General features: G+C 40.4%; 22 protein-coding genes. 8 read left to right on the plus strand and 14 right to left on the minus strand.

The genetic code is table 11. The features are described from left to right. Positions 1 to 444 precede the first annotated feature (444 nt). Both UH38_RS17695 and UH38_RS17700 read right to left on the minus strand, forming a co-directional pair. Positions 445 to 1,791, minus strand: coding sequence for a glycerol acyltransferase (locus UH38_RS17695; protein WP_045056013.1), 1,347 nt, complete (start codon positions 1,789 to 1,791; stop codon positions 445 to 447). A gap of 43 nt (positions 1,792 to 1,834) precedes the next feature. Next, entirely contained in the window at positions 1,835 to 2,164 is a 330-nt protein-coding gene (locus UH38_RS17700) for a PepSY domain-containing protein (protein WP_052672436.1), read from the minus strand. 444 nt (positions 2,165 to 2,608) lie between these two features. Between UH38_RS17700 and UH38_RS17705 the strand changes: the two genes are divergently transcribed. Further along, entirely contained in the window at positions 2,609 to 3,271 is a 663-nt protein-coding gene (locus tag UH38_RS17705) for a DUF2459 domain-containing protein (protein WP_160295988.1), read from the plus strand. A 59-nt stretch (positions 3,272 to 3,330) separates the two neighbouring features. Here UH38_RS17705 and UH38_RS26865 read toward each other — a convergent pair whose 3' ends face one another. Further along, a complete protein-coding gene (locus UH38_RS26865; RefSeq protein WP_160295989.1) occupies positions 3,331 to 3,489 on the minus strand; it encodes a hypothetical protein in 159 nt (52 codons plus the stop codon). A gap of 292 nt (positions 3,490 to 3,781) precedes the next feature. Here UH38_RS26865 and UH38_RS17710 point away from each other — a divergent pair, with 292 nt between their 5' ends. After that, positions 3,782 to 4,051 carry a SemiSWEET family sugar transporter gene (locus UH38_RS17710; RefSeq protein WP_045056015.1) on the plus strand — a complete coding sequence of 90 codons (270 nt, stop codon included), beginning with the start codon at positions 3,782 to 3,784 and terminating at the stop codon, positions 4,049 to 4,051. Between the two features lie 16 nt (positions 4,052 to 4,067). Here UH38_RS17710 and UH38_RS17715 read toward each other — a convergent pair whose 3' ends face one another. Then, complete coding sequence (locus UH38_RS17715; RefSeq protein WP_045056016.1) at positions 4,068 to 4,379, minus strand: TMEM14 family protein; 312 nt, start codon at positions 4,377 to 4,379, stop codon at positions 4,068 to 4,070. A 435-nt stretch (positions 4,380 to 4,814) separates the two neighbouring features. Between UH38_RS17715 and UH38_RS17720 the strand changes: the two genes are divergently transcribed. From UH38_RS17720 to UH38_RS17735, 4 genes are all read left to right on the plus strand, one after another. Beyond that, entirely contained in the window at positions 4,815 to 5,345 is a 531-nt protein-coding gene (locus tag UH38_RS17720; RefSeq protein ID WP_045056017.1) for a hypothetical protein, read from the plus strand. A gap of 75 nt (positions 5,346 to 5,420) precedes the next feature. Beyond that, entirely contained in the window at positions 5,421 to 7,487 is a 2,067-nt protein-coding gene (locus tag UH38_RS17725; RefSeq protein ID WP_045056018.1) for a dynamin family protein, read from the plus strand. Between the two features lie 4 nt (positions 7,488 to 7,491). Next, positions 7,492 to 9,126 carry a dynamin family protein gene (locus UH38_RS17730; RefSeq protein ID WP_045056019.1) on the plus strand — a complete coding sequence of 545 codons (1,635 nt, stop codon included), beginning with the start codon at positions 7,492 to 7,494 and terminating at the stop codon, positions 9,124 to 9,126. 4 nt (positions 9,127 to 9,130) lie between these two features. Beyond that, positions 9,131 to 9,571, plus strand: a complete 441-nt coding sequence (locus UH38_RS17735; protein ID WP_045056020.1) for a DnaJ domain-containing protein — start codon at positions 9,131 to 9,133, stop codon at positions 9,569 to 9,571. Here the strand turns inward: UH38_RS17735 and UH38_RS17740 are convergent. Both UH38_RS17740 and UH38_RS17745 read right to left on the minus strand, forming a co-directional pair. Continuing rightward, positions 9,568 to 10,566 carry an aspartate carbamoyltransferase catalytic subunit gene (locus UH38_RS17740; RefSeq protein ID WP_045056021.1) on the minus strand — a complete coding sequence of 333 codons (999 nt, stop codon included), beginning with the start codon at positions 10,564 to 10,566 and terminating at the stop codon, positions 9,568 to 9,570. The genes UH38_RS17735 and UH38_RS17740 overlap by 4 nt on opposite strands. A 21-nt stretch (positions 10,567 to 10,587) precedes the next feature. Beyond that, positions 10,588 to 11,145, minus strand: coding sequence for a PadR family transcriptional regulator (locus UH38_RS17745; RefSeq protein WP_045056022.1), 558 nt, complete (start codon positions 11,143 to 11,145; stop codon positions 10,588 to 10,590). Positions 11,146 to 11,237: 92 nt separating this feature from the next. On the opposite strand from UH38_RS17745, the gene UH38_RS17750 reads away from it, so the two are divergent. Next, positions 11,238 to 12,248 carry an SDR family oxidoreductase gene (locus UH38_RS17750; RefSeq protein ID WP_045056023.1) on the plus strand — a complete coding sequence of 337 codons (1,011 nt, stop codon included), beginning with the start codon at positions 11,238 to 11,240 and terminating at the stop codon, positions 12,246 to 12,248. Between the two features lie 139 nt (positions 12,249 to 12,387). On the opposite strand, the gene UH38_RS17755 is transcribed toward UH38_RS17750, so the two are convergent. From UH38_RS17755 to UH38_RS17790, 8 genes are all read right to left on the minus strand, one after another. Further along, complete coding sequence (locus UH38_RS17755; protein ID WP_045056077.1) at positions 12,388 to 14,484, minus strand: EAL domain-containing protein; 2,097 nt, start codon at positions 14,482 to 14,484, stop codon at positions 12,388 to 12,390. Positions 14,485 to 14,488: 4 nt separating this feature from the next. Further along, positions 14,489 to 17,140 carry a PAS domain S-box protein gene (locus UH38_RS17760; RefSeq protein WP_045056024.1) on the minus strand — a complete coding sequence of 884 codons (2,652 nt, stop codon included), beginning with the start codon at positions 17,138 to 17,140 and terminating at the stop codon, positions 14,489 to 14,491. A gap of 507 nt (positions 17,141 to 17,647) precedes the next feature. Continuing rightward, positions 17,648 to 18,994, minus strand: a complete 1,347-nt coding sequence (mgtE, locus tag UH38_RS17765; RefSeq protein WP_045056025.1) for a magnesium transporter — start codon at positions 18,992 to 18,994, stop codon at positions 17,648 to 17,650. A gap of 230 nt (positions 18,995 to 19,224) precedes the next feature. Then, positions 19,225 to 20,097 (minus strand): S-methyl-5'-thioadenosine phosphorylase, encoded by an 873-nt coding sequence (locus tag UH38_RS17770; protein ID WP_045056026.1) that lies wholly within the window; start codon positions 20,095 to 20,097, stop codon positions 19,225 to 19,227. A gap of 297 nt (positions 20,098 to 20,394) precedes the next feature. Then, positions 20,395 to 20,745 carry a hypothetical protein gene (locus tag UH38_RS17775; RefSeq protein WP_045056027.1) on the minus strand — a complete coding sequence of 117 codons (351 nt, stop codon included), beginning with the start codon at positions 20,743 to 20,745 and terminating at the stop codon, positions 20,395 to 20,397. 228 nt (positions 20,746 to 20,973) lie between these two features. Further along, a complete protein-coding gene (locus tag UH38_RS17780; RefSeq protein ID WP_045056028.1) occupies positions 20,974 to 21,786 on the minus strand; it encodes a Tab2/Atab2 family RNA-binding protein in 813 nt (270 codons plus the stop codon). After that, a complete protein-coding gene (locus UH38_RS17785; RefSeq protein ID WP_045056029.1) occupies positions 21,783 to 22,829 on the minus strand; it encodes a DUF1611 domain-containing protein in 1,047 nt (348 codons plus the stop codon). The genes UH38_RS17780 and UH38_RS17785 overlap by 4 nt, the downstream gene beginning before the upstream one ends. Then, positions 22,813 to 23,865, minus strand: coding sequence for a dipeptide epimerase (locus UH38_RS17790; RefSeq protein WP_045056030.1), 1,053 nt, complete (start codon positions 23,863 to 23,865; stop codon positions 22,813 to 22,815). The genes UH38_RS17785 and UH38_RS17790 overlap by 17 nt, the downstream gene beginning before the upstream one ends. A 243-nt stretch (positions 23,866 to 24,108) precedes the next feature. Between UH38_RS17790 and UH38_RS17795 the strand changes: the two genes are divergently transcribed. Next, positions 24,109 to 26,121, plus strand: coding sequence for a hypothetical protein (locus UH38_RS17795; RefSeq protein ID WP_045056031.1), 2,013 nt, complete (start codon positions 24,109 to 24,111; stop codon positions 26,119 to 26,121). The last annotated feature ends 22 nt before the right edge of the window (positions 26,122 to 26,143 follow it).

The raw sequence follows: 26,143 nt of genomic DNA on the forward strand, positions 1-26,143 counted from the left end.
GCATCCGTCAGGTCGCTCGGATAAGACTTAAGCATCTTCTCAATCCGCAAGAACTACATTTCTATCCTCGTACCAGCATTCAGCAACAAACCTTCAACTCAATATTTATTTAGAAACAAGCTCTAACTAGAGCTTTGACTTACTTCAAAAACACATCCCCTGATTCGATTTTCATGGCAATTCTATCTGCGCCTAAATCAGCCGCTTCATTTAAAGCGACCTTTAATAATCCTGCTGCGAATGATAGTTGGGGTTGAGGGGCAATTAACCCGCAATCGAATCGTCGCAAGGTTAGAGTTACGGGTGCTGGCAAGTCTTTCAGGGTGACATAAAGATGCGTTTATCAGTATGTCCGACGGTTTCATAGACAATGGCGGCATTTGCCTTGTTCTCCAAGCCAAACTAATTAACCAAAAGCACCTTTTCTAGTTCTGTAGTAGGTTGTCAAGTCATAGCTTTTAGCGCTGTTTGTAAGTCTTTTGTCAATGCATCTACTGCTTGACGGCGGTTGGTACGATAAGCATCCCAACGTTGAGAAACCGAAATTGCCTCGCCTACCGTTATTTCGACGCAACGCTGACCGAGAAACGGATACAAAGGCTGATTGCGTCCTTTCATTCGAGCGATCGCGTTACCCAGCAGCAATGTAGTTTCAGCAAGGCGTTCAAACGTGGGTTTTTCTCTTACATAGTCAGCGATCGATACCGATAAATGTTCCAAAAGACCCATATGCCACACATAGAGAGCGGTCATTTGGGCAACGCGATCGGCAAGCCCGCGCTCTATCAAAGACAAGACTTCTATATTTTGAATATCTCCGCGATAGATCCAGTCCCAGCCAGCTTGTTCGACGCGATGGCGACGTTCGATGAGACTGCCCTTCACTGGCAAGCCAAAATAGCTTTCTGCCACACTCAGCGCTGCATTTTGACAAGCTTGCAGGCGATTGTCCAAGCTGCCAGATCTCGATAGCGATTGATGATAAAACCGACTGTAGAAATCTTCTACTTGCGACAGCAGAAATTCTATCAATCGCATCAACCGTCCGAAAATTCTTTGTTCCCAGCATGGTATTGTTGACAGCATTGAGGAATCATTAACGGACAACCCACTTTCAGATTCCAACCGTTTTAGTAATTCTTCGAGCGCTTGCCAACAAGTGCGGACATAGCGATATTTAATTCCAACAGGTAAGATAGCGACTTGCTCGGATCGCTTTGCACTCAACAAATCTTCCAAACACCAAAACGCCAGTTGAGCAACGCCAGGTTCTAGGGGATTGACGCGATCGCTCAAACCATTGATAGTCCCTTCTGGCGCTGCTGCCATCGGTAGGGAACCGTTGGCAAATAGATCGCGAGCCGATCGCAGTCCCACAAAGTCAAGTTTGCCTCGGTGAATCGGCGTAGCTCCCAAGCGCGACAATAGCCAACCTGCCGACGCTCCAGCCCAAAGAGGAATGCCGCGTTCGTAGATAAAATGAGCGTGAATCGGGTGGCATAGTCGAACAGAATGCTGGCAAGCGACCTGGGGTACGATCTGTCCGAGCAAATAAGTCAGGCAGGTTGGGTCATCTAAAGTTGGATGGCGAAAGGCAATTATAAAACGGATTTTGCCCAACTGAAATTGGCGATAGAGTTCTACTAATTGTTCTACGCCATCAAAGCGAATATGGCTGATGCACCGATATTGCAGCCATAAGGGAAGCAGCTTTTGGGCTGCACTGGCTACCCAAGGGTTGAAGGCAGGAGGAATAAATTTCAGAGGGGGTTGTACTGTTTTGACACTCATAGGTAAATAACAACCATCAAATGACACTTATATAAAGGACAAATTAATTTGGCATCCAATCTTTCAGGTTTGCCAGCTTCCAAGGTTGCTCGGTTTTTATGATTTCTTGGTTATTAGCATCGACATATACTTCCAAGCCGTTGTTGAGTTCAACTTCCCATGCCAGATTTTTGTTTTCTCTCTCCAAATTGACATCCATTGCTGTTGTACCTGGATTGGCAGCGAGGACGGTTTCGACGGCTTTAACCATTGATATGGCAGGAGGTGTTTTAGAAAGAGCAGCTTCAGCAGTTCGGGTCTGATAAAACCAAGCTCCTCCAGCAAGCAGAATTCCTCCTCCAAGAGCAGTTATAATTATCCCTTTGATTCCCATCTTATTTTCTCTCCTAATCATTAAGAGATTTATGTTGTTTATTCATACTTTTAGACTAGACAACAAGATTAAGAAAACGATGAGAAAGGTTAAAAATTTTGAATTTGGAAAAACTAAAAATATAGAGCTTATCAAGACAAGTTAAGAAGATAATGAGAGTATATTACAACTGAACGTCGAGCAATTATGCAAGCTGCATTCAAAGGCAAAAATCTATTTCGTGCAGAGAAAGAGCAAATAAGGTCGAGCATTACATAAAATTTTTAATTTAAATTAATAACATTAATTTATGTTTTCATCATTTTCTTAACTTCAGATTTTAACTTGAAGAAGGTACAAGGATTCAAACATTTAAGAAGTTAGTTCGATGCAAAAATTATGTTTGATCCAGCCAGAATTATCATCTCCACTAGACACTGAAGAATTCTGTGTTAAATCATGAAAATGCAACTTAAAAAATGGTTGATTGTTACCTTAAGCATCATGTTACCGATGCCAATGTTATTCGCGATCGGCTCGCTTCTACCTAGAACATGGCGTACTCATGCCCAAGTAGGTTGTCAATATAAAGTTTGTGTGACTCAAACTGACATTCACACTAACCTTGTCGTTCCCGTTCAAAATGATGCTTTTAACTGGCAAAATTACCTGCCTAAGCCAGTGACTCGTTCTCAGTACATTGGCTTTGGATGGGGAGAGCGCAATTGGTATATGAATCCTCCTGCTCGATTAGAAGATATTGTGCCAAGAGGATTTCGAGCGTTGTTTTTACCCAATCCTGCGGCATTGCGAGTTCAAGCCCTCGATCGCTTAAGCGATCGCGATGAGGTTAAATGCATCCCAGTTGAGCGATCGCGCTATTTAGCCTTGATGCAATTTATCAAACAATCGTTTCAACGCACCGAGCAGGGCTTTCTTGTTCCACTAACCGATTCAACCTCTGGCACGATATTCTATGAAGCGACAGGACGATATTCCCTTGTTCGCAATAGCAATCATTGGACGGCTGAAGGTCTGAAAATTGCTAATGTCAATACTCCGCTTTGGGCAGGGCTTTCTTGGGCAATTATGCACCACGTCGAAGCCAGTTGCCGATCTCCGCAGTAGTGAATTTGCTACTGATGGAATTGTTGAATTTGCGTAAGTTCTGAGCATTATGCGATCGCCTAGCTACCTCTTGCTCTTTTGTGCAACCATAGTTCAGGATAAGTGACTGCTGTACCAACTGCAGTGAGAATAGAGCCAACCAAAGTTGCATAGAACCGTACGGGGAGTAGAGCGCGATCGCCTCCTTGCTCTAGCGTAAGCAAGTCAATCAGCACCATTAATAGAACAGTAATCGCCGCACAACATAGCGTGTAATTTTTGGCTGAATTGTTATTTCATCTACACGCGGCTACCTCAAACTTGAGAGATAGATCGCATCTTTGGAGTTACACTTTCATCCACGCCCTTTGTTAGAAGGAATCATAGCTAAGGCTGGTTAAGGATTACTGCATAAGCTTTTTTTTGCAGAGCGATCGCACTTGTCAGGAATCTATAAAAATGGTGGTGATATTTTAACTAGGAACGAGGGCAGTATATATACATAACATCCCCTAGTTAAAAAAAACTCCGATGGATATCAACTTCACAACCACTTTAGGGCTAGTTGCAGGCGTACTTACTACAATTGCTTACTTACCTCAATTGATCAAAACTTGGCAGTCAAAATCAGCCGATGACCTTTCCTGGAGTATGTTAATTATTCTGTGTGTAGGGATTATCTTGTGGTTGGTGTACGGCTTTTCCGTACGCGATATCCCGATTGTGGCAGCAAATATCGTCACTTTTGTGCTTGCGTCGATAATTTTGGTTTTAAAGATTCGCTACAAGCAAGAAGCTTAACGCTTTCTGGGGCATTTTAGATTAATTCCGATACCATTAGCCCCAAAGCTACTAAGCCTAATACACTCATCAATCCAGCAGGCATAAACTTACGAGTTTTAGTCAGTCGAATCCCAAAGACGATTACTAGCACTGCTGTTATTACCGTCGCTAAAATTAGCCCCGCACTTTGTCCTTGTAATTGCAAAATACCAGCTATTATCAGCAATATGCCGCTGATACTGCCAGAAATGAGCGATGCTTTGCTTTGCGCTTGTACGTAACCGATGATGCCACCTACAACTGCTAGGATACCGTAGGCGATCGCTGCAATAATACTTAAACTCATTTTGAGAAAACCTTTTTGTCAACTATAAATATCTATATAGCTAGCATTAGTCTTATTTTCAACTATCGGCAAAGAATTTAATATTTACAAAATTCGATTGGCGATTTGCTGTATCTACCAGCAATCTAGCTTTTTTCCAGTTAATTATAATTATTCTCATTGAAAATACTTAGCTTAATCACAAAGATATATTATTGAGCAATAACTCAACCGTACATCTACTTAAAAGCAAACAACTTAAATTCACAAAAATAGCAAAAATTGGTATTTTCACGCTTAAATTGAAAGCATTATAAAGCTTTTTATGACTATCTAGGCAAACCAAACTTTTGAGGCTAAAGTTTATAAGTAGATTAAATACTAAGCTTATTTTGCATTACAAATTTAAGCAAAGCCTGAAATTGAATTTTTAGTAGATAGTTATAGGAATTAATTATGAAAAATTGGTCGCCTTGGATTCCTTATCCTCGCTCTTGGATAAGTGCGATATTTTTATGCTTAATTTTATCTGGATTAGTCAAAGGAGCAGGTAAAGTTTTGCAAGCTGGCTATTATTTGAGCCAGCATTTACCAAGGCTGGATGCTATGTTTGGCGTACTTGCTATATTATCACCTATATTCTTCATTGCAATAATTCACCATTTTCTCAACTTATTGTTAGATGTTTTATTGCCAAATAATGAATTACTAAAACTAGATAAAGTACAGGGGCTAAATCCTGGTTTAATTAGCTGGTGGAAGGGTTTGTATAGTTGGCTAGTAATAGTTTTAGCAACAATACTAACTATTGGCATATTAGATATTCTGCTTATTGAGGTTAGCTCGGTTAAGTATTTATATAATGGCGATCGCCGTGACTTACTACTTTCAGTAACAGTAATTGTTTGGGTAACTGTTGCAGCTTATTTATATCAATTTGAACATTTAGTCAAGCGTTCGGTAGTTGCTACTGCTAAAAGTCAGTAAAAACAGCAAAGTTAGAAAAATACGGTGTAGGGTGTGCTTTGCATACCCTGATTATTTAGATAGGAAAGAAGTAACATGAATGCTAAAGTTGCGCCAAAAAATTTTATAGATGACTTAGAGCGAGTTGCTCAAGCGCGTTTGCAAGGAGCGCAAAGTCTAGGAGCGATCGCTGAAACCCTTAAACAAGCAGAATTAGATGGCGAAAAACAATCGGGAAAGCTGGAATTACAAAGAGATATAGAAGATATCACCAAAGCTAGTCAAGCCTTGCGTAATGGTGTATTTCGGCTGTTAGTATTGGGAGATATGAAGCGGGGTAAAAGTACATTTTTAAATGCTTTAATCGGCGAAAACTTGTTACCTAGCGATGTTAATCCTTGTACGGCTATATTGACTATTCTCCGTTACGGGGCGGAGAAAAAAGTAACCGTCCATTTTAATAATGGTGTTAGCCCTGAAAATTTAGATTTTAAAGCTTTTAAACAGCGCTATACTATCGATCCTTCCGAAGCAAAAGAACTAGAACAACAAAAAAAATTAGCCTTTCCTGAAGTTAGCCATGCTGTTGTTGAGTATCCTTTACCGTTACTAGAAAAAGGTGTAGAAATTATTGATAGCCCAGGATTAAACGATACAGAAGCACGTAACGAATTATCTTTAGGTTATGTGAATAATTGCCATGCCATTTTGTTTGTCATGCGAGCTTCGCAACCTTGCACTTTAGGAGAACGCCGTTATTTAGAAAACTATATCAAAAGTCGCGGTTTAACAGTCTTCTTTTTAATCAATGCTTGGGATCAAGTCAAAGAAAGCCTGATCGATCCTGACGATACTGAAGAATTAGCTGAAGCTGAAGCAAGATTGCGCCGAGTTTTTCGGGCAAATTTAGCTGAATATTGTCAAATAGACGGATACGATCTATATGACGAGCGAGTATTTGAACTTTCTTCAATTCAAGCACTGCGGCGACGACTAAAAAACCCTGATGCAGCTTTAGACGGTACGGGATTTGCTGAATTTATGGGCGCTATTAGCACCTTTTTAACTAAAGAAAGAGCAGTTTCCGAACTAAGACAAGCAAGAACATTAGCCCGTCAAGCGCACTTGCACGTACATGAAGCAATTGAACGCCGCATACCTTTATTAGAACAAGATGTTGCCGAGTTAAAACGGCGGATTGATTCAGTTGAACCTGAATTTGCTAAGTTGACTGACATTAGCAGCCAATTTCAACACGAAATTAGAACGGTAAAACAGTCTAAAGCCCGCGAAATTGCTGATTCTTTCCGTACTTACGTTTTGAATGTAGAAAATACATTTGAGTCAGATTTTGTCCGCTATCAGCCCGAACTCAAATTTATGGATTTTCTCGATCGCAATAAACGAGAAGCCTTTGAAACTGCGCTCAAGCAAGCCTTTGAGAAGTATATTCACGACAAACTAGCAGCTTGGAGTATTACCGCCGAACAACAGATGAATGCTGCTTTTGTGCAACTATCGCAAAGTGCGGCTCAATACGGCGCATCTTATACCAAAGTTACAGACAAAATTACGGAAAAGCTGACGGGGCAAAAAGTTCGCATTAGTAGCACTGCAACTGAAGATAATTCGCCAAGTTGGGCAAAATGGGCAATGGGTTTGATTTCTCTTGCTTCAGGTAATGTTGCTGGAGTCGCCTTAGCTGGTGTAGGTATGGATTGGAAAAATATTATGCTCAACTTAGTTGCGGTAATTGGCATTGGGGGAGCGATCGCAGCTTTTTCGGGCATTATCTTAGGTCCAGTTAGTTTAGCACTTTTGGCGCTAGGAATTGGCGCTTTGCAAGCTGACAGCGCTCGTCAACAGTTGGTTAAAGCAACGAAAAAAGAGTTAGTCAAATACTTACCCCAAGTAGCACAAGAGCAATGGCAGCCTATTTATAATGCCGTACAAGAATGCTTTGAAACTTACGAACAAGAAGTAACTGTACGCATCGATGACGATATCAAAGCGCGTAAATCTGAACTGGAAAACTTGAGTCAGCAAAAAGCATCGCGTGAAATCGATCGCGCCAGTGAGTTGGCGCGGTTAAGAACGTTGGAAACTAATGTCTCTAACGAAGTTAAAAGCGTTGAGAGCGCTTATCAACATCTCTTGACATAAATGTATGAAACGAGACGTTAATGCGGAGCTTGTACAGGCTCTAAAAGCGGCGATTGGATTGCTAGAAAAGGAGCAATACGCGCAGTTACGCAAAGATGTAATTTCTATCTGCGATTACGTGGCAAATCCAATTTACCAAATTGCTGTATTTGCCCCGTTTAACTACGGCAAATCAACGCTGCTAAATGCGATGCTAGGTAGCCGTACTTTACCAATCGATCTAATTCCGACAACGGGTGCGGCTATTCGGGTTGGTTATGGAGATGAGCTAAAGACGTGCATTACTTTAACTGATGGTACGCACATAAACAGTCGCGGTACGGACATTTTGCAGCAATACGCGCTGTTAGACGAGCAAAGATGTATGCGTAGCGATGTTGCATCTGTAGATGTTTTCTATCCCCATCCTTTCTTGCAAACAGGTGTAGAGTTCCTAGATTTGCCTGGTACGAACGATCGCCAAGCCCAAGATGAGTTAGTACGCGATCGCTTGTTAACTATCGATTTGGTTGTACAGGTACTAGATGCACGCAAGCTGATGACTTTAGGCGAGCGGGAAAATTTACGCGATTGGCTGGAGGGTAGAGGTATTACAACTGTCGTGTTTGTCGTTAATTTCCTCAATTTATTAGAAGCTGACGAGCAAAAAGAAGTATTACATCGCCTCCGGTTTGTAGCTGAAAGTTTCCGCTCCGAGTTACCGCCAGGAATTAGTAATTTGTATCGAGTTGATGCTTTACCTGCTTTACGAGCTAGACTTAAAGGCGATGTGGCGGCGGCTCAAACTAGCGGGTTAGCTACTTTTGAATCGGCTTTGCAAAATATAGCTGCGGTGCAAAAAGAAGAGAAAGATAACCGTTTGCAGCGCGTCCAAAAAGTTGCATCTCAAGTTAAAGTTGCTCTAGAAACCAAGAAACAAGCGATCGCTCAAGAAGTAGCCGCCGCCCAAGCAAAGCATCAAGCCAAAATTGAAATCAAACAAAAAGCTGAGACTTTAATTAAGCAAGGTTTTCAAGCTAGCAGCAGCACGTTTCAAAGCTGGTTGTATTTACCAAAATTGTTAGAACGCTATCAACTGGAAATTATTTTGGCTTTGCAACAAGGTAGTTTTAGTAGTTGGCAAGAACAGTTTAAATTAGCAGTTTTAGAATATCAAAAAGCAATCAATCAATGGATTGATAAAGCTTGCGACTTTTTTAATACAAACCACCCAGGAACGCTATCAATTGCCTTTCCTGCTGCGCCGCAAATATCTTTGCCCCCACCACCTACAAATACAACAAAATCGAGTAATAACGATATTACACCAGTTGCGATCGCAACTGGCTTTGGCTGGCTATTAGGAGGACCTGTAGGAGCAGCAGTAGTAGGGGGTGTTAGCTATATTTTAAACCAAAACAATGAGTTAGAGCAACCCGAAGTTACGGTCGATTATCAGCAACAAATTACTCGAATTTATACTGAGGTTGCTAAAGATTATTTAACTCGTTTTAGCGAAGATGCTTTTGCCACGCTTTATCAATATGAGCAAACAGCATTGCTAGTAATTGGTTGTCAAAAGAATGCTGAAAAATTAGAAGTTAATGAGCAAAGTTATCAAATTCAACTAATAGAAAATTTACTGGAAAACCTAAGTTAATGTTATGGACAGCTTTGAAGCGGAAAGAAGATTTAGAGCATGGGAAATTGAGCAAGAATTAGAGCAGCTAAAAGCTCAAATGAAAAATCCTCAAACTCCTCCGCAGCCTGCTAATACTAAATATACTCCGCCTACGAGCGATCCTAAAACGAAAAAGAAATATCTATCGCAAGAAATTGAGGAAGAATTAGAGCAACTAAAAGCTCAAATGAAAAATCCTCAAAGTCAAACTAAATATACTCCACCTATAAACGAGAAAAATAAACCATTTTATGAAATTTTAGAACTCAAGCAAAGTGCTTCTCAAGATGAAATCAAGCAAGCCTACAAACGTTTAGTCAAAAAATGGCACCCCGATCTATTTTTTAATCATCCTAAACTGCAACTGCAAGCAGCAGAAAAGTTCAAAAAAATCAACGAAGCCTATAAAAAACTATCTAATTAAAGAGAATTTCCAGCCTTACCGCTACCCATTAAATACAGCAGCGCCATACGTACGGCAACACCGCTAGTTACTTGTTGTGAAATTAGGCTAAAATCTGGGTCATCCATTAAATCGGAACTAATCTCTACACCGCGATTGACAGGACCAGGATGCAAAACTTTGACGTTAGGTTGACACAGTTGCAAGCGATCGCGCGTAATCCCGAATAATTGATGATATTCTCGCAAACTCGGCAACAAATGGCTAGTCATGCGTTCTTTTTGTAACCTCAATGTCATAACAAAATCTGCATTTTGCAGTGCAGGTTCTATTTGCCAATGCAAAAATAGTTTCCCAGTACCAATACCATAATCGGCAAATAGCTTGGGTAAAAGTGTCGGCGGCGCTGCTAAATGGACTTCCGCACCGCTAGCTGTCAAACTCCAAATATTTGACCTTGCAACCCGCGAATGTAATATATCACCTACGATCGCAATCTTTTTGCCTGCAAGCAATTCCAAACGCGGTTCTTGGGGGTTGAGTAACGTGCAAATAGTAAATAAGTCTAGCAAGCCTTGGGATGGATGCTCGTGTTGACCGTCGCCTGCATTGAGTACGCCTACTTTAACACCAAGTCGATCCATTTCCTGAGCGATCGCGCTTGGTACTCCCGATTCTTTATGGCGAATCACCATCATATCAGTTCCCATCGCCAAATAGGTCTTGGCGGTGTCTAAAATCGTCTCTCCTTTGGTTAAAGAAGATGTAGCAGCAGCAAAATTGAGTGTATCTGCGCTCAGGCGTTTGGCTGCAAGTTCAAAACTACTGCGAGTGCGAGTAGACGATTCAAAAAATAAATTAGCAACTACCTGTCCTTGCAATGTTGGCACTTTTTTTGTCCGCCGCGATAGTACCTCGCTAAAGCTAGCGGCTGTTTGCAAGACTGTATTGTACTCATCCGGTGTAAAGTCAGATAGGGATAGAACGTGGTTGCGAGTCCAAGTAGTATTAGCCATAAAAAAGTTTATATTTAGCTTTCATCTTTCTGCTGCTAGCTTGCCTAGTTTAACCAATGTTTCGTCGCACCAATCGATTAGTGCTTTAGTTGTATGCAGCTTGTAACTAGCTGTCATTTGCCAGTAGGGAATATGAGGATTGTCAGTTTCCTTCTCTTGTAATTCTTGAGCGATCGCGCTGTACTTTTGCAATAGTTGCTGTTGCATTTCTCGAAACTGCTCTATATGGCGAATGTTATCACTTACAGAAACCTGCTGCCCAAAAAAGAGCTTTAGCAAAATCTCGATTCTTTCTGCTGGAGGTTCTACAGGTTCTACTAACCACTGTTGCAATTCCTGCTGACCTTTTTCTGTCAGCTTATAAATATGGCGATCGGGTTTGCCTAATTGTGACTCTACCGATCGCATTGCTAGCCCCTCAGCTACCAATTTTTTCAAGATCGGATAAATCTGTCCGTAGCTTTCGTTCCAAAAGTTGCTGGTGCTTCGTTCAATTTTCTTTTTGATGTCGTAGCCAGACATTGGACTTACACCCAACAAACCCATAATTGCATACTTGCTTTTGTTTTCTCTTGACATATAGTTCTTAGATATGTATCTTCTAGATATAAAAGCGAATGTAGGTTAAAAAACTCTAGCAACACCAGCATAGCTGTAGCAAAAGGAGCAAGATGCAAGCATTTGTAACTGGTAGTACGGGATTGCTTGGCAATAACTTAGTGAGACTATTAATCGAGCAAGGCTACAAGGTCAAAGCCTTAGTGCGTTCAAAAGCAAAAGCAGCAAAACTATTTGCCGACTTAGATATATCGTTGGTTGAAGGCGATATGCTCGATATCGATCGCTTTGCTTGCGAACTTGCAGGCTGCGATGTGCTATTTCATACGGCTGCATACTTTAGAGAATACTTTCAACCTGGAAATCACTGGCAAATGCTGGAAGACATTAACATTACAGGCACGATGAAATTACTATCTGAGGCAGAAAAGCAAGGGGTCAAAAAAGTAATTTACATCAGTTCTGCGGGTCCCGTTGGCATGAAAGCCAATGGCGTTCCAGGTGATGAATCAACGCCGTACGATCTAGAAGCCGCAAAAAATCTGTACTTCAAGAGCAAAGTTGTAGCTGAAACTGCCATAGATAAATTTTTGCAGCAGCACTCGCTACCAGTTGTGTTAATTTTGCCAGGATGGATGTTTGGACCCCAAGATGCTGCGCCCACAAATAGCGGTAAATTGGTGTTGGATTATCTGGCGCAAAAAATTCCTGGAATTATCGACGGCGGAGCTTGCATGGTTGACGCGCGAGATGTCGCGCAAGCTGCAATTAATGCTGTGGAAAAAGGAAAAAGCGGCGATCGCTACATTGTTGCCGGACAATATTTGAGTATGGAGAATCTGTTTAAATCTCTAGAAAAAGTTACTGGTGTTGCTTGCCCCCAGCGCCGCATTCCTTACCAAGCGACGTTAGTATATGCTTGGCTTGCAGATATGTATGCACGTTTGACAGGGGCAAAATCGGTGCTTCCCCTAGAAGGTGTCCGGACTATGCATCGCAAAAGACAAGTAACTTCGGCAAAAGCGATCGCCGAGTTAGCAGCTAGTTTTCGACCCTTAGATGAGACGTTGGGCGATGTTGTTAACTGGTATCTTAACAGTGACCAAATAATTCGTAATTCGTAATTCGTAATTCGTAATTAAAGAGGTACAAGCCCCTGACTTTAGTTATGGAAAAGAAAGAAAAATTTATGTCGTTGACCAGTTAATTCCTATACTTGACAGCAGGGGGAGTCGGCGGGGGTAGCTTGAGTTCAAGCGTAGCTTAAGTATCTGCCGTCAATACAAAGGGGTAGGGTTCGGCAATACCATAGCCTTGCGCGTAATCTATCCCAAGCTCGGTAATTTTTTGCAAAATAGCATCATTTTCCACAAATTCGGCAATAGTTTTTAGCCCCATCACATGACCGATTTGATTGATTGCTTCTGTGAGGGCTAAGTCTGTTGGTACATCAACAATTTCTTTGACAAAGTTGCCATCAATTTTGAGGTAATCGATAGGTAGACTTTTCAGATAAGCAAATGAAGACATCCCACTACCAAAGTCATCTAGAGCAAAACTACATCCAAGATTTTTGAGTTCGCGAATTAGCTTGCTGGCATTGTTGAGATTGGTAATTGCTACTGTTTCGGTAATTTCAAAGCAAATTGCTTGCGGGGGAATTTGATGTAGGGCAAATTGCTGCTGCAAAAATTCCATAAAGCGATCGTCATTAATACTCGCCCCAGAGAGATTGACTGCGTAGATATAGCCGCTATTTTCCCCCATATTTTGATAGTGCTGTCCTAAATAAGTAAACAGGGTGCGGATTACCCACTGGTCAATTAGATGCATCAGTCCGTAACGTTCCGCCGCAGGAATAAATGCCATTGGTGGAACGATATTACCTGTTTCATCACGAAGACGCAGGAGTATTTCATAGTGTTGGAGATCGAAATCGTCAGCACCTACAGCAATAATTGGTTGGCAATAGAGGCAAAAACTATTGTTTTCTAATGCTTGTTGCAACTTGGATATCCATTGCATTTGACCGTAGGCTATAGCTAAATCGCGATCGTCTGCTTGGTAGATGTGGACGCGATTGCGCCCAGTATTTTTAGCTGCATAGCAAGCCGCATCAGCCGCATTTAATAAGTTAGCTAAATCTGTTGTGTCTGCATTAATACCTACTAAACCGACACTGACACCAATGGTAAAGATTTTATCTTGCCAAACAAAGCGAAATTCCTCTAACTTTTGCCGCAGTGTATCGGCAATCCTTAATGCTTGCTTAGTCGGGCAATTATTCAGTAATATGGCAAATTCATCGCCACCCAAACGCGCTACTATATCGGTGTTACGAACTTGGGCTGGTAATAAAGCTGCTACTTGGCGCAGTAGTTCATCTCCAGCGGCATGACCGCAGGTATCGTTGACAATCTTAAAGCGATCTAAGTCTAAATAACACAATGAGTGTATTTGACCTTGCTGTTGGGTGCTTATTAAGGCACTTTCTAAACATTGCTCGAATTCGTGGCGGTTAGCAAGTCCTGTAAGCGAATCGTGACTTGCCTGCCAAGCTAGACGTTGTTCGCTTTCGCGCAGCACTTCTTCGGCACGTTTGCGATCGCTAATGTCTCTAAAAACAATTACAGCACCTCTAATATCTCCCTCTTCGTTAAATATCGGTGCAGCACTGTCGTCGATGGGGATTTCTAGTTTGTCTTTGCTGAGCAAAATTGTATCTTCGGGTAAACCAACAACTATTCCTGTTTGCAAAGCTTTGGCGATCGGACTATCAACTTCATTACGGGTTTGGGCATGAACAATGTTGAAGATTTCTGCGGCATTTTTGCCAAATGCATCTGCTTGTTTCCACCCTGTCAAAGCTTCAGCGACGGGATTGAGTAAGGTAATACAACTTTTATTGTCGGTGGCAATTACAGCATCGCCTAAGCTAGTAAGAATTGTCTCTAGCCATTGTTCTCTTTCTTTTAATTTGCGCTCTAACTTATTTCTGTGCAAAGCAATTTCGATTGCCGCGTGTAGTTCTCTTTCTCTAAATGGCTTAGTAATATAACCAAATGGCTCGGTATCTTTTGCCCTTTGGATGGTACTAATATCTGAATTAGCTGTTAAATATACTATGGGAACTTTGAATTTATCCCAGATAATTTCTGATGCTTGTATTCCGTCCATTTTACCTTTGAGACGGACATCCATTAGCACTAAATCTGGTTTGGTAATTTCAGTTTCTCTAATAGCTTGTTCTCCCGAATCAGCGATCGCAGTAATTGTATAACCAAGTTCTTCTAAATTCTCTTTGATATCTTCTGCTACAATTATTTCGTCTTCAACAATAAGAATTTTTATAGTATTCATTGTTTTATAAGTTAATATCACATTTTTTTGCTGGAAAGCTAATCTTAAAATTTGTGCCGCGATCGCTAGTTATTTCAACTTTGCCATCTAGCTGTCTAACCAAGCTCCTAACTAACTTTAAGCCTAATGTTTTGACTTTTTCTAAGTCGATATTGGCAGGCAATCCAACTCCATTATCTCGAATAATCAAATTATAACTTTCAGGACTTGAATACCAAAACTCAATATGTATTTCTCCCAAAATCCCTGATGGAAAAGCATATTTCAAAGCATTAGTTAATAATTCATTAATGATTAGTCCGCAATTTAATGCTAGTTCAAATTCTAGAAATACTTTTTCAATCTTAATGTTTAAATGATTTTCACCTGCATAAATATTGTAAGAGCTAAATAAATTTGCTACCAAACTTTTAACATAATCGGCAAATTCAATATTTGACAAACTTTTAGATTGGTATAGTTTTTCGTGAAGCAATGCCATTGAAACAACACGGTTTTGACATTCTTTCAATACATCAATTGCCTGTTGGTTTTTAATATGTCGGCATTGATGCCTAAATAAGCTATCAATTACCTGTAAATTGTTTTTGACTCGATGATGTACTTCTTTGAGCAAAACTTCTTTCTCTTGCAGTGCTGCTTTAATTTTCTCCTCGGCAAGTTTGTGTTCGGTAATATCAATTGCCACACCTCCTAATAAAGGTTGACCTTGGGGATCGTCAATCAAAAACTTTAGGACTAGCCAATAAAGAGAAGAACCATTAGGTGTAGGGATAGTTTCAATAGTTTTTAGAGTATTACCTGTAGAAAAAACAATTTGGTCGTGTTCGTGGACTTGCTTTACTACTTCTTTTGGCAACCATTCATCATCTCTCTTACCGCGCAAATCTACCATTTTTATATTGAAAGCACGTTCAAATGTCTCGTTGACATATACATTGCGACTTTGTTCGTCCTTAATAAAAGCTACCACTGGGCTATTTTTCATAAAAGCTTGAAAACGTGCTTCACTTTGGCGCAAAGCAGCTTCCATGTATTTGCGATCGCAAATATTGCGGCAAATACTAATCAAGTTGCCGTTTTCTAGTAAAGAAAGGGAAAGTTCTTCAAAAAATATACTGCCATCTTTCCTTTTGGCTACTGCTTCTCCCCGCCAGCGCCCATTTTGGCGAACAATAGCTGTGACATCGTTTTCAAAACGAGCAATTTCATCTGGATAATAAAGTTCTCTCCAAGTTTTGCCAAGTAGTTCAGTTGGGCTGTCGTAGCCATATATATCAATGTAAGCTTGGTTGACATAGATATATTCACCGTTTTGATTAACAATCCCGATGCCATCGATAGTTGCTTCCATCGCAGCTAGCTGGCGTTGCATAACTTCTTGTGCTAGCTTGCGATCGCTGATATTTTGGGTAGTACCTAACGTACCGATGACTTGCCCTCTGGCATCGTGAAAGGGCATTTTATTCGTTTCTAGCCAAACTGTCGTTGTACTGTTGTGCAGGCAAGCAGGTTCAATAATGCCGTACTCGGCTCTATTTTGGTTCATTACCCGCGCATCTACTGCCCGAAAAGAGTCTGCCTCTTCTTTTGTCCAAAAGTCGTAGTCAGTTTTGCCAATAAGATCGCTAGGCGACTGAACTCCTGCCATGCGGGCAAAATTGCGATTGCAACCCAAAAACTTAGAATCGCGATCTTTCCACCAAATTGCTTGAGGTACTAGATCCAAAACCATTCGCAACATTTTTTGACTTTGCGCTACTTCTTCATGCACTTGTTGCAGTGCGGCTTCGGCAAATTTGCGATCGCTAACATCATTGAGGTTGCCAGAAATACTAATAATATTTCCATAGGCATCTAAGATCGCTTGTCCATATACTTCCAGCCAGAGAAATTTACTATGCTTGCTCATGTAGCGAATTTCACAGTGGCAAGATTCCATCTGGCGCTGCATTAGCGATTGAAACAGGTGCAAACATTTTGTACAGTCATCAGGATGAATATACGTATGAAACGGAGTACCAAGACTTTCATCAATTGAGAATCCAGTAATATCTGTCCACGCGGGATTGAGAAATGTCCACAATCCCCATTCATCTAATTGAAAAATAACTTCTTTGCTGTTATTAACTACAGCGCGATACTGCTTTTCGCTTGCTCGCAGGCTTTGTTCTACAGCAAAGCGATCGCTAATATCAATACCAGTGCTAATAACGTGCGTAACGCTGCCATCTCGATCTTCAAGCACTGTATTTGTCCACGAGATCGAGCGGCGATCGCCCGATGAAGTCATCCAATAAGTTTCTAATGTAATCGGTAAGCGTTCTGTAACAACTGCGGCTAAGGCGCTTTGAAAAATATCTCTCTCTTCGGCGATCGTCAATACATCCCAAACATACTTACCCTTTACCTGGTCAAATAAATAACCTGTTGCATATTCGCAAGCTCGATTAAATTCAACGATCTTCCCTTGCAGATCTAGCATTACAACCAAGGCACTAGCTGTATCTAAAATGGTGGATATATACTTGCGCTCTTCCTCTAGCAATGCTTCTAGTTGCTGGCGCTTGTCACTTTCTCGATGAGTTAAGTACCAGAAATACACACTCAAGAAAGCGAGGAACATAATTGTAGCCCCACAATAAAAGTTTTGCATATCTACGTCTGCTAACACATTAGTTTGTCCTACTTTTATAAGTAATTGTGCTTAAGAGAAAATGATAGTTTTAACGATATTTTTTTGAGTTGCTGCATTGTTTAGATTAATAAAGTTGCGATCGCATTGCTTCTAGCGATCGAATCCCTTGATAGTATTAAGGGTTACTTCGCGACTACCATTTCTGGCTCCATTACTTTACGAAAGCTTTATAACAATTAGAGTCTCTCGCAGTTGCCACTAATCCGGCTACGGTAGCATTACTGAAAAAATTCAGGTCGATGGTCATCTACAAACAAAATTGACTGATTTATCCGCATATTTACTATTTATTTGGCTGCGAATCCCTCGCACTTGCTTATACTTTCTTTATATATAGATCGATATTCAAAAGTTTATTTATTCAGCAATAATAAATAATTTCTTTACTATTCGTTTGGTTAAAAAAAGCACATTATTGCCTAAAATCCACAACTAAACCAAGTGTTGTGTAGCGAAATTTAAATTTTACCCAAACACTCGCAGCGCCATAGAAATCAGCGATAAAAATGTCAAAAATCCCACTGCATCTAATATAGTAGTCAACAGCGGACCGCTAATTAAAGCAGGATCGAGCCGCAATCGCTTCAATGCCATTGGCAACAAAGTTCCTAAACTAGCTGCAACAAGTACATTAATAGCCATAACTGCGGCTGCAACCAAAGCTACCCAACGTTCATTAGCAGGCGACCAAATTAAAGACAAAATACCTAAAGATAGACTTAAGGCTAAAGCTGTTCCTAACCCTGCCAAAATTTCCTTGCGGAGAATTTGCAGCGTATCTTTGGGCGTAACTTCACCTACACCAAGTCCGCGCACTGTCACAGATAAAGCTTGAATTGCCACATTACCGCTAGTATTAGACAAAATTGGCATAATTACAGCCAAAACAGGGACTAGAGCAATAGTCTTTTGAAAAGGAGCGATCGCACTTGCTGCACCAACATATAAGCCGATATTGGCAATTAGCCAAGGTAAGCGCTTGGTAATAGTCACGCGTGGGTGAGATAAAGCTTCTTCGTCACCACCGCTAACCCCTGCTAGTTTTTGGATATCTTCGGTTGCTTCTTCTTCTAAAATATCGATGACATCATCAATAGTGACAATCCCCACCAAGCGATCTTCTCGATCTACCACAGGTAAAGCAATCAAATCGTAGCGTTTCATTAATTGCGCTACTTCTTCTTGAGGCATTTCCGTACGCGCCTTCAAAACGCGATCGCTAGCTATATCGCCGATGTAAGTATCGGGAATTGTAAATAATAACTGCCGCAGCGAAACAACGCTAACTAATTTGCGGTTGTCATCTGTAACGTAGGCGTAGTAAATAACTTCCTTATCGCGATCGCTTAAGCGAATCTTACTGAGCGCCTCACCGACTGTTAATCCTTGCCGCAACCTGACATATTCTGTCGTCATTACGCGCCCTGCGGTGTACTCAGGATAGCCCAAAATCGTTGCTGTTGCTTGTCTTTCGGTAGGGCTAAGTTGTTGTACTAGGCGCTTGACAACTCCGGCTGGCAATTCGTCGAATAATTGAGCGCGATCGTCAGGACTCATCGCTTCGACAAGGTGAAATACCTGCGAATCGTGCAAGGCGTGAATTAACTCTTCTTGGACTTCATTGGGGAGATATTCAAATACATCTATAGCTTGTCCCTTGTTGAGCAGGCGAAAAGCGATCGCCCTTTTTTCCGGAGGCAATTCGGCAATATAATCGCCTACATCTACAGCAGGTAGACGATTGAGTTCTAACTTTAGCTGGTTTAAATCGGCAGTATCTAACAGGGAATTAAAAACTTCCTGAGTAAGCATGAAACCTCCATTGCATCTCCCCCGCGCTGGGAGGTGCGATCGCCAGCTTAGAGGAGAATTGTACTGTCAGGTGATGGACTTTTGTCCATAAAATCTACACAAGTTCGACATCGACACCAGTTTGAGGTATCGCTAAGTCCTATCGTACCTTGCTAGGAGCGTTTCTGCTAATTTCAGTTGCAAGTCAATTAGCGATCGCGCTATTCAACTGCATCAGAGCGAAATTAGAACTACAAATACTTCTGCAATAATAGCTCTAACTTTTGCTTGGTTGCTTGAGGCGCTTTATCTAGCTGAGTTAAAATTGCATATTTTAATGCTGAATGAGCATCCGATACAAACGGGCGATCGCTCAATCTTTTGACTGTTTCTTGAATTACTTTTTGGGCGTTAGTTGCATTGCGGTGTAAATTTGCAATTATCATGTCTACCGTTACGCTGTCATGGTCTGGATGCCAACAATCGTAATCGGTAACTAATGCTAAAGTAGCATAGGCAATTTCAGCTTCTCTAGCTAATTTTGCTTCTGGTAAATTGGTCATGCCGATAACTGTAGCATCCCAACTGCGATAAAGATGAGATTCTGCTTTGGTAGAAAATGCTGGTCCTTCCATGCAGACATAAGTACCGCTTTTGTGTAGGGTAACATCAGTTAAATTGAGACTAGCGATCGCATCTATCAAAACTTGCGCTAATTGATGGCAAACTGGATCGGCAAAAGCAATGTGAGCGACAATTCCTTCACCAAAAAATGTGGAAATTCGATTCTTTGTACGGTCGATAAATTGATCTGGTACTACCATATCTAAAGGCTTGGCTTCTGCTTTTAAAGAGCCAACTGCAGAGGCAGAAATTATATACTTTACACCTAATTTTTTCATTGCATAGATATTTGCTCTATACGGTACTTCCGAAGGCAATAGCGTGTGATTGCGACCGTGACGAGCGAGAAATACTACTGAATTTCCTGCTAAATTCCCCATAATTAAATTATCGGATGGCGAACCAAATGGAGTAGAGACTTCAATTTCTTCTACATCTTTAAGTGCTTCCATTTTGTAAAGTCCGCTACCGCCAATGATGCCAATTTTTGCTGTTTTCATGCTTGTGTCCTTGGGTATTGCTGCCACAAGAAGTTATTTTACTGGCAAATTACCAGTTTCGTTTAATAGACTTCAAAATTAAAAGTTTAGAGAATTAGCGTCTATATACTCTTTCACCTGCGCGGACTGAGATGATTTTTGCATCGATGTGGATGTTTGAGAATTTTGCCTAAAATGATCGCTTAATTTTCAGAAAAAACGCTCAAAATCTTTCCTAGAAAAGAAGTTTGAGCGCTATTACTATGACACACATTTCAAACTTTTTAAACTTGCACTGTAACCTACAGCAATGAAGCTTTAAATAATTCCTGGACCTTTTCCTCGCTTATCGCCATCTGCAGTAAGTTTACCTTCTTCATCTTGATTCAAGTTATCAAGTTCGCTAACACGTTCAGCAGTTGCTTCTTCTTGTTCTTGTTGCAAATCTCCTGGCTCATCAACATACATTTCTGGTTCGATTGCGTAGTTGTTGCTAAGACCTTCTTTATCTACTGTATAGCCACTTGTAGTATCGAGATCGCTTTGGTTATTTTCGTCAGTTGGATTTTTAAACCTATCACCTTCTCTTTCTTTACGGGCTGCGGTTTCTGCCGGAACAATACCGCGATCGTAGGTATCTGTATCAACACCAACTTGCTCATTATTCACGATCGTTGCCTCTTAAAAGTGTTTAATTACAATTCTTAGCTTAAGGCTAGATTAAACTACAAATATATCTCTCGTTAGGTATAATTGCTACAATAGTTATTGCATCAATATTTCAGTAAAATTTTTGCTCATATAAGTGTATTTTATGCCTAATTAGATATAGGCAAAGTATCTATGCTCTACGTCTTTTGAGCAAATCGGCTGCGAAAAATAATTAGTTTGATAATATTAAATATCTCCTAATAACCAAAAACCGCTGTAAGTCATTCCCGAATCATCAGGCTGGACTAACAAAAAATGCAATCCTTTACTAAGTTGCTTTCTTTGGGTGTAATTAATCGCCGATGTAGTAACTTCAGCATCTTCAAATGTTGCAACTATCCATCTATCTACTAAACCTGCTGTTAAAACTAATCCGCTAGGACTACCAGCTACATAATCGAGTGCTACAGGGTAAGCATTGTGCAACCACCGCGCTAATTGCATCGATTGTCTACCACCATCAATGACAACACCAGGAACAGAAATTGTTGATGCTAGTCCTAAATTAATTGGCAGTAAAAATTCTGGCATATTTAAGATGGGAATAGGACGCTGGGAAAAAGTGTCTACCAAATCGCCAGCATTAAGCGCTGCAAAACGCCATTGCTGTCCCCATAAGTTTTCTGGTAAAGGTGTTGGTGGTGGCTGTTCTAGAGCGATAGGATCGTAAGAATCTTGACTTGGATAGGAACGCGCCTTCAGCCATTGTTTTAAAGCAAAAGTACGGCGCGTTGGTTCGACAAGGATACCGAGCGATCGCGCAGCTAGTTGAATTAAGCTTAAAGACTGGGGACGAAATACTTGAATTACGTCTGGTTGTTGGTTTACGGTTGCTATTTGCAGTTGGGAAGTTAGCCAACTTGCATTTGCTGCTGATTGCGGACACAAAGCTTCGTAGGTAAATTGGCGATTCTCGTCGCAAATCAATAGTTCCCACAAAACTTGTCCGTTTTCATCCTGCAAAGGACGGCGGTAAAAATCAGCTTGCCAAATTTTCATTGATTTTTGCCTACTGCATTTAACAAAACTTCTGCACCATAACGGACTGCATCTGTGCAAGGTAATCCTGTCTCAGCTTGGGTTTGAGTTATAGCAAGTTCAGCAGCAGTTGAGTCTAAATGAGCGGTATTTAGAGCGATTCCTACTACTTTTGCTGGTTTAAATGCACCTGCGGCGCTAGCAACGCTTTGGTAGAGTTTGATGACCTCATTTAGCGACGGAATTGGGACGTGTGGATGATTGCGGATGTGAGTTTGTCCAACGCGGTGAACGAGAATTAAAGCTGTTGGCTGCGTACCTCGAATTAGTGGCAAAGTAGCTGTAGAACCTGGATGCAACAGAGATCCTTGTCCTTCTACGTGCAGGATATCGCTGTCGCCATAACGCATTACTAATTGTTCCACCGCACCAGCAGCATAGTCTACTCGCACTGCATCTAAGGCTACGCCATCGCCAGATATCATTATCCCTGTTTGTCCGGTGGCGAGGAAGTGCGATCGCAAACCTTGTTTTTGCGCGGCTTTATGCAATTCTAAGCTAGTTGACATTTTGCCAATTCCCATATCTGTCCCCACGGTAAGAACTCGCTGACAAGATAGGGTTTGCGCTTTAGCACTAGCGATCGCTATATTAGCTGGTTCTTGTCTAACATCCCAGATCCATTGTTTATCTGTAAGTATTGCTTGCAATTGGGGTATTTTTGCCATTGGCGTATGCAAGCCGTTGACTATCGATACACCTGCACTTACTGCTTGCTTGATTTCATCCAACCATTCATCGGGTAACACTCCGCCAGAGGGTGCAATCCCAATCACTAATACATCTGGCGCGTAGGTTAAAGCTTGTTCTACAGAGGCGACTATTGGTACATCTCGATTGATACCAGTTAGTTGTGGTAAAGATTCTCCCGCACATTGGCGATCGATAACGGCGACAATTGGTGCTTCACTAAAACGTAGAAGTGCTAACCCAGTTTTGCCATAAACGCCTTTTACACCTTCGTGCAGCAAAATAGCTATTTTTGTATCAACTCCCAACCGCACGCAGTTCTACTCCTAAGCCTGGTTTATTGTTTGGCAAAACTTTTCCTGCCTGCATTATTGCACCACTAAAGGGATCGTTTGTTAAGTTCAAGTGACTATCTAAGTCGAGGTAGTCAGCAAGCGGTGATAAGTGTGCAACGGCAGTATTAGCCAGCGTACTATCAGAATAGCAGCCAAACATGACTTGCAAGCCGCAAGCTCTTGCTGTATGAATTATCCGCATCATTTCGCTTAAGCCGCCAGCTTTCATGAGTTTGATATTAATGCCATCTATAGAGTTGGCAAGTAGGGGGATATCTGCGCTTGTCATGCAACTTTCGTCTACAAATATAGGTAGAGGCGATCGCTTTTTCAAGTCTGCAAGTTTACTTTCTTCGCCTCTAGCTAATGGCTGTTCTACATATTTCACGTCTAAATCTACTAGCCAGTTGCACATTGTAGCTGCATCGTCGCTATTCCAACCGCCATTTGCATCTACAAATAGTTCTTGCGCGGGTGCTACTTCTTTTACTGCTAGTAGCATGGCTTTATCGGCTGCAATTCCTTCTGTGCTACCTAGTTTTACTTTCAATACGCGAATATCGGCAAATTGCAACCAGTCTTTTACTCTAGCTTGTGCTTTTTCTGGGGTATTAATGCCAATTGTGACTGAAGTTGGCACAATGCGATCGCAATCTAACCCCCAGAATTGCCATAGGGGTAATCCTACTTGCTTTCCCAGCCAGTCATGTACAGCTACATCTATTGCTGCTTGTGCGGAGGAAGGAATGTGAGACGATTGCAATAGCTGGGATATTTGCTGTCTTTGTAAGGGGTGAAATTTACTTAGCTGCGGTACAATTTGTTGCAGTGCTGTTTGCAGGGTTTCTGTAGATTGGCGATGGTTTCCTAGGGAAAATGGCGAAGCTTCTCCCCAGCCTATAATTCCATCTTGTGCTATTTTTACCCAAATATTGGTTGTTTGCGCTGTTGTACCCCGACTAATAGTTAGCGGGAAGCGTTTGTTTACTGTAAATGTTTCGATATTTATTTGCATAAGTTAAGCGATCGCAAATTTCATACTAAATCGCTAGTATATTTCAAACCTGTATTCTCAATATTGTCAGAAAGGTAGCTAGTTGCGATCGTTCTACTACTTTTGGGGGATTAATTCGGAGCAGGAGATAGCTTTCGCTTTCCTGTGAGCAACATATTAAGTTGTTTTTAAGAATTTTGTTAGATTTTGCTACGCGGTGGGAATACTGAAGTCAACAATTAATCCTCAAGCAGTGTAAATAGTATGTTGACAATACAGTGGCAAGAAGAAATTACATCATTGCAGCAAAGTCTAAAACGTGAAATAGCTAAAATATCTGGTGGTTCAGAACTTAATATTATTAAGCATATTTGCATCAACAACCTAAAATCAAAACTAGATCGCCTAGACGAAATTGAGAAAATCCTTAATATAGATAAGTATCAAATTGTTTTTATCGGTACTATTGGTCAAGGAAAGACAACAGCTATTTGTCATCTTTTTAATTTAATAAGTAACTTCAAAGTTTCTAAAACTATTAATGGTAAGAGCAAAGATGTAATTGAAACTAGAGAATTATTATCTACAGGTTCGGGACGAACTACCATATGTGAGGTAGTTCTTAAAGCCGCCAACAAAACGTATATAGAGATAGAGCCTTATACAATTGATGAGATGGAAAATCTTATCTTTGATTTTTGTGACTCTATTTCAAGCAAAAACGTTCCCTGTTCAGAAACTCAGATAAATATATCTCAAGAAATTGAAAGAGCTATTAGAAACATGATAGATCTTAAAAAGGTTAATCAATCAATTGTTGATGGCGATAAAACTAAAAACACTTTAGTTGATAAAGCCAAAGAATTATTTGATGAAGCTGGAGAAGATATACTAAAAAAGACTGCATTAAACAATGCAAATATTGAATCTAGAACCAAAATCAAAATTGAGTTTGATAATCAGACTACAGAACAACAATGGATAAAAGATACCTTTGCTGCTATTAATAGCGTTCAGTTAAAAGAATTCGCGATACCCAGAAAAATAAGTCTTTATGTGAGCAATGAAGTTTTGTCTGGCTCAAACTTATTTCAGTTTGATTCTGTCGTAGATACCAAAGGACTTGATGAGAATCCAATTCGTAAAGACTTACAAAAATACATTGAAAGCCAAGATGTAATTTGTCTTTTTGTATCTCCCTTTAACTCTGCTCCTGAAGCTAATATTAGTAAACTAATTAGTTATCACCTTGCATCCAAATCAAAAGACTTTCATCATAGGTTTGTAACGCTAGTATTACCGCGTAGAAATGAACCGGAAAACGTGAATGAGAGTAACGGTGACTGGGATATAGGAGTGCAAAGAAAAAAAGAAGAAATACAAACTACGTTCAGGAAGTTGAATTTAGACTTTTTTCCAGGAAATATTTTATTCTACGATGCTTTAAGGTACTACCAAGATACTATAGTCAAACTTAATGAATTTTACACCGAAGAAGACGTACAAGCAGATAAAAATGAATTTATCGATGCTGTATCAGGTGTAGTAAAACGCAGGCGAAATATTTTGCTTGAAGAAGTTAAGACTATCAAAGAAAGCTTTACAAAAATTCAGAAAGGCGATGCTTTAACAGAAACAGAAGTTAAAGCAATTGAAAACGCTATTCAAAAACTAAAGAGCTTACGAGAATTAGGTAAGAGAATACCTAGTTTTGTTTACGATGATTTTATTAATAAATTCATTAACTATTATCGTGATACTTATCCAGCATGGAACACTAAACACGCTATTCATAGAAATTTTGGCTATTATAAGCCAAGGGATATAGATATATATTTCGATGCACAGATTGTTGCAGAAGGAATAAATGAAAATGAAATGCTAAGAAAGTTTACTAGAGAAGCAAAAGATGAGATTGAAAATATTTTACAAGAGCTTACTGCTGCGAATGAATCTTTAAAGACACTTATTCCTGAGCTAATCAAAGAATTCTACGTTCTGTATGATGATTTCATCTACGAAGTTGGACTAAAAATACACAACGAAACTTTAAGCAAGCTTTCACCTCAAAGCGAACAATCTGACTTTTGGAATGCGTTCATGGCTGAAAGAGGTAGAGTAAGACCACGTGGAGAAAGATATGGAGATAATGTATGTCTCATATTTGAGCGAGAACTTGAAACCGAAACAAGCTTAAATAAATTTCTCCAAAGTAAAGCTGAATACTACTGGGAAAAATTAGTTCTTAAAACGATTGGTTTTTTTGGACAAGAATAAAAATGTATTGGTGCTACAGCTA

It is taken from the genome of Aliterella atlantica CENA595, from assembly GCF_000952155.1.
GTDB lineage: Bacteria > Cyanobacteriota > Cyanobacteriia > Cyanobacteriales > Chroococcidiopsidaceae > Aliterella > Aliterella atlantica.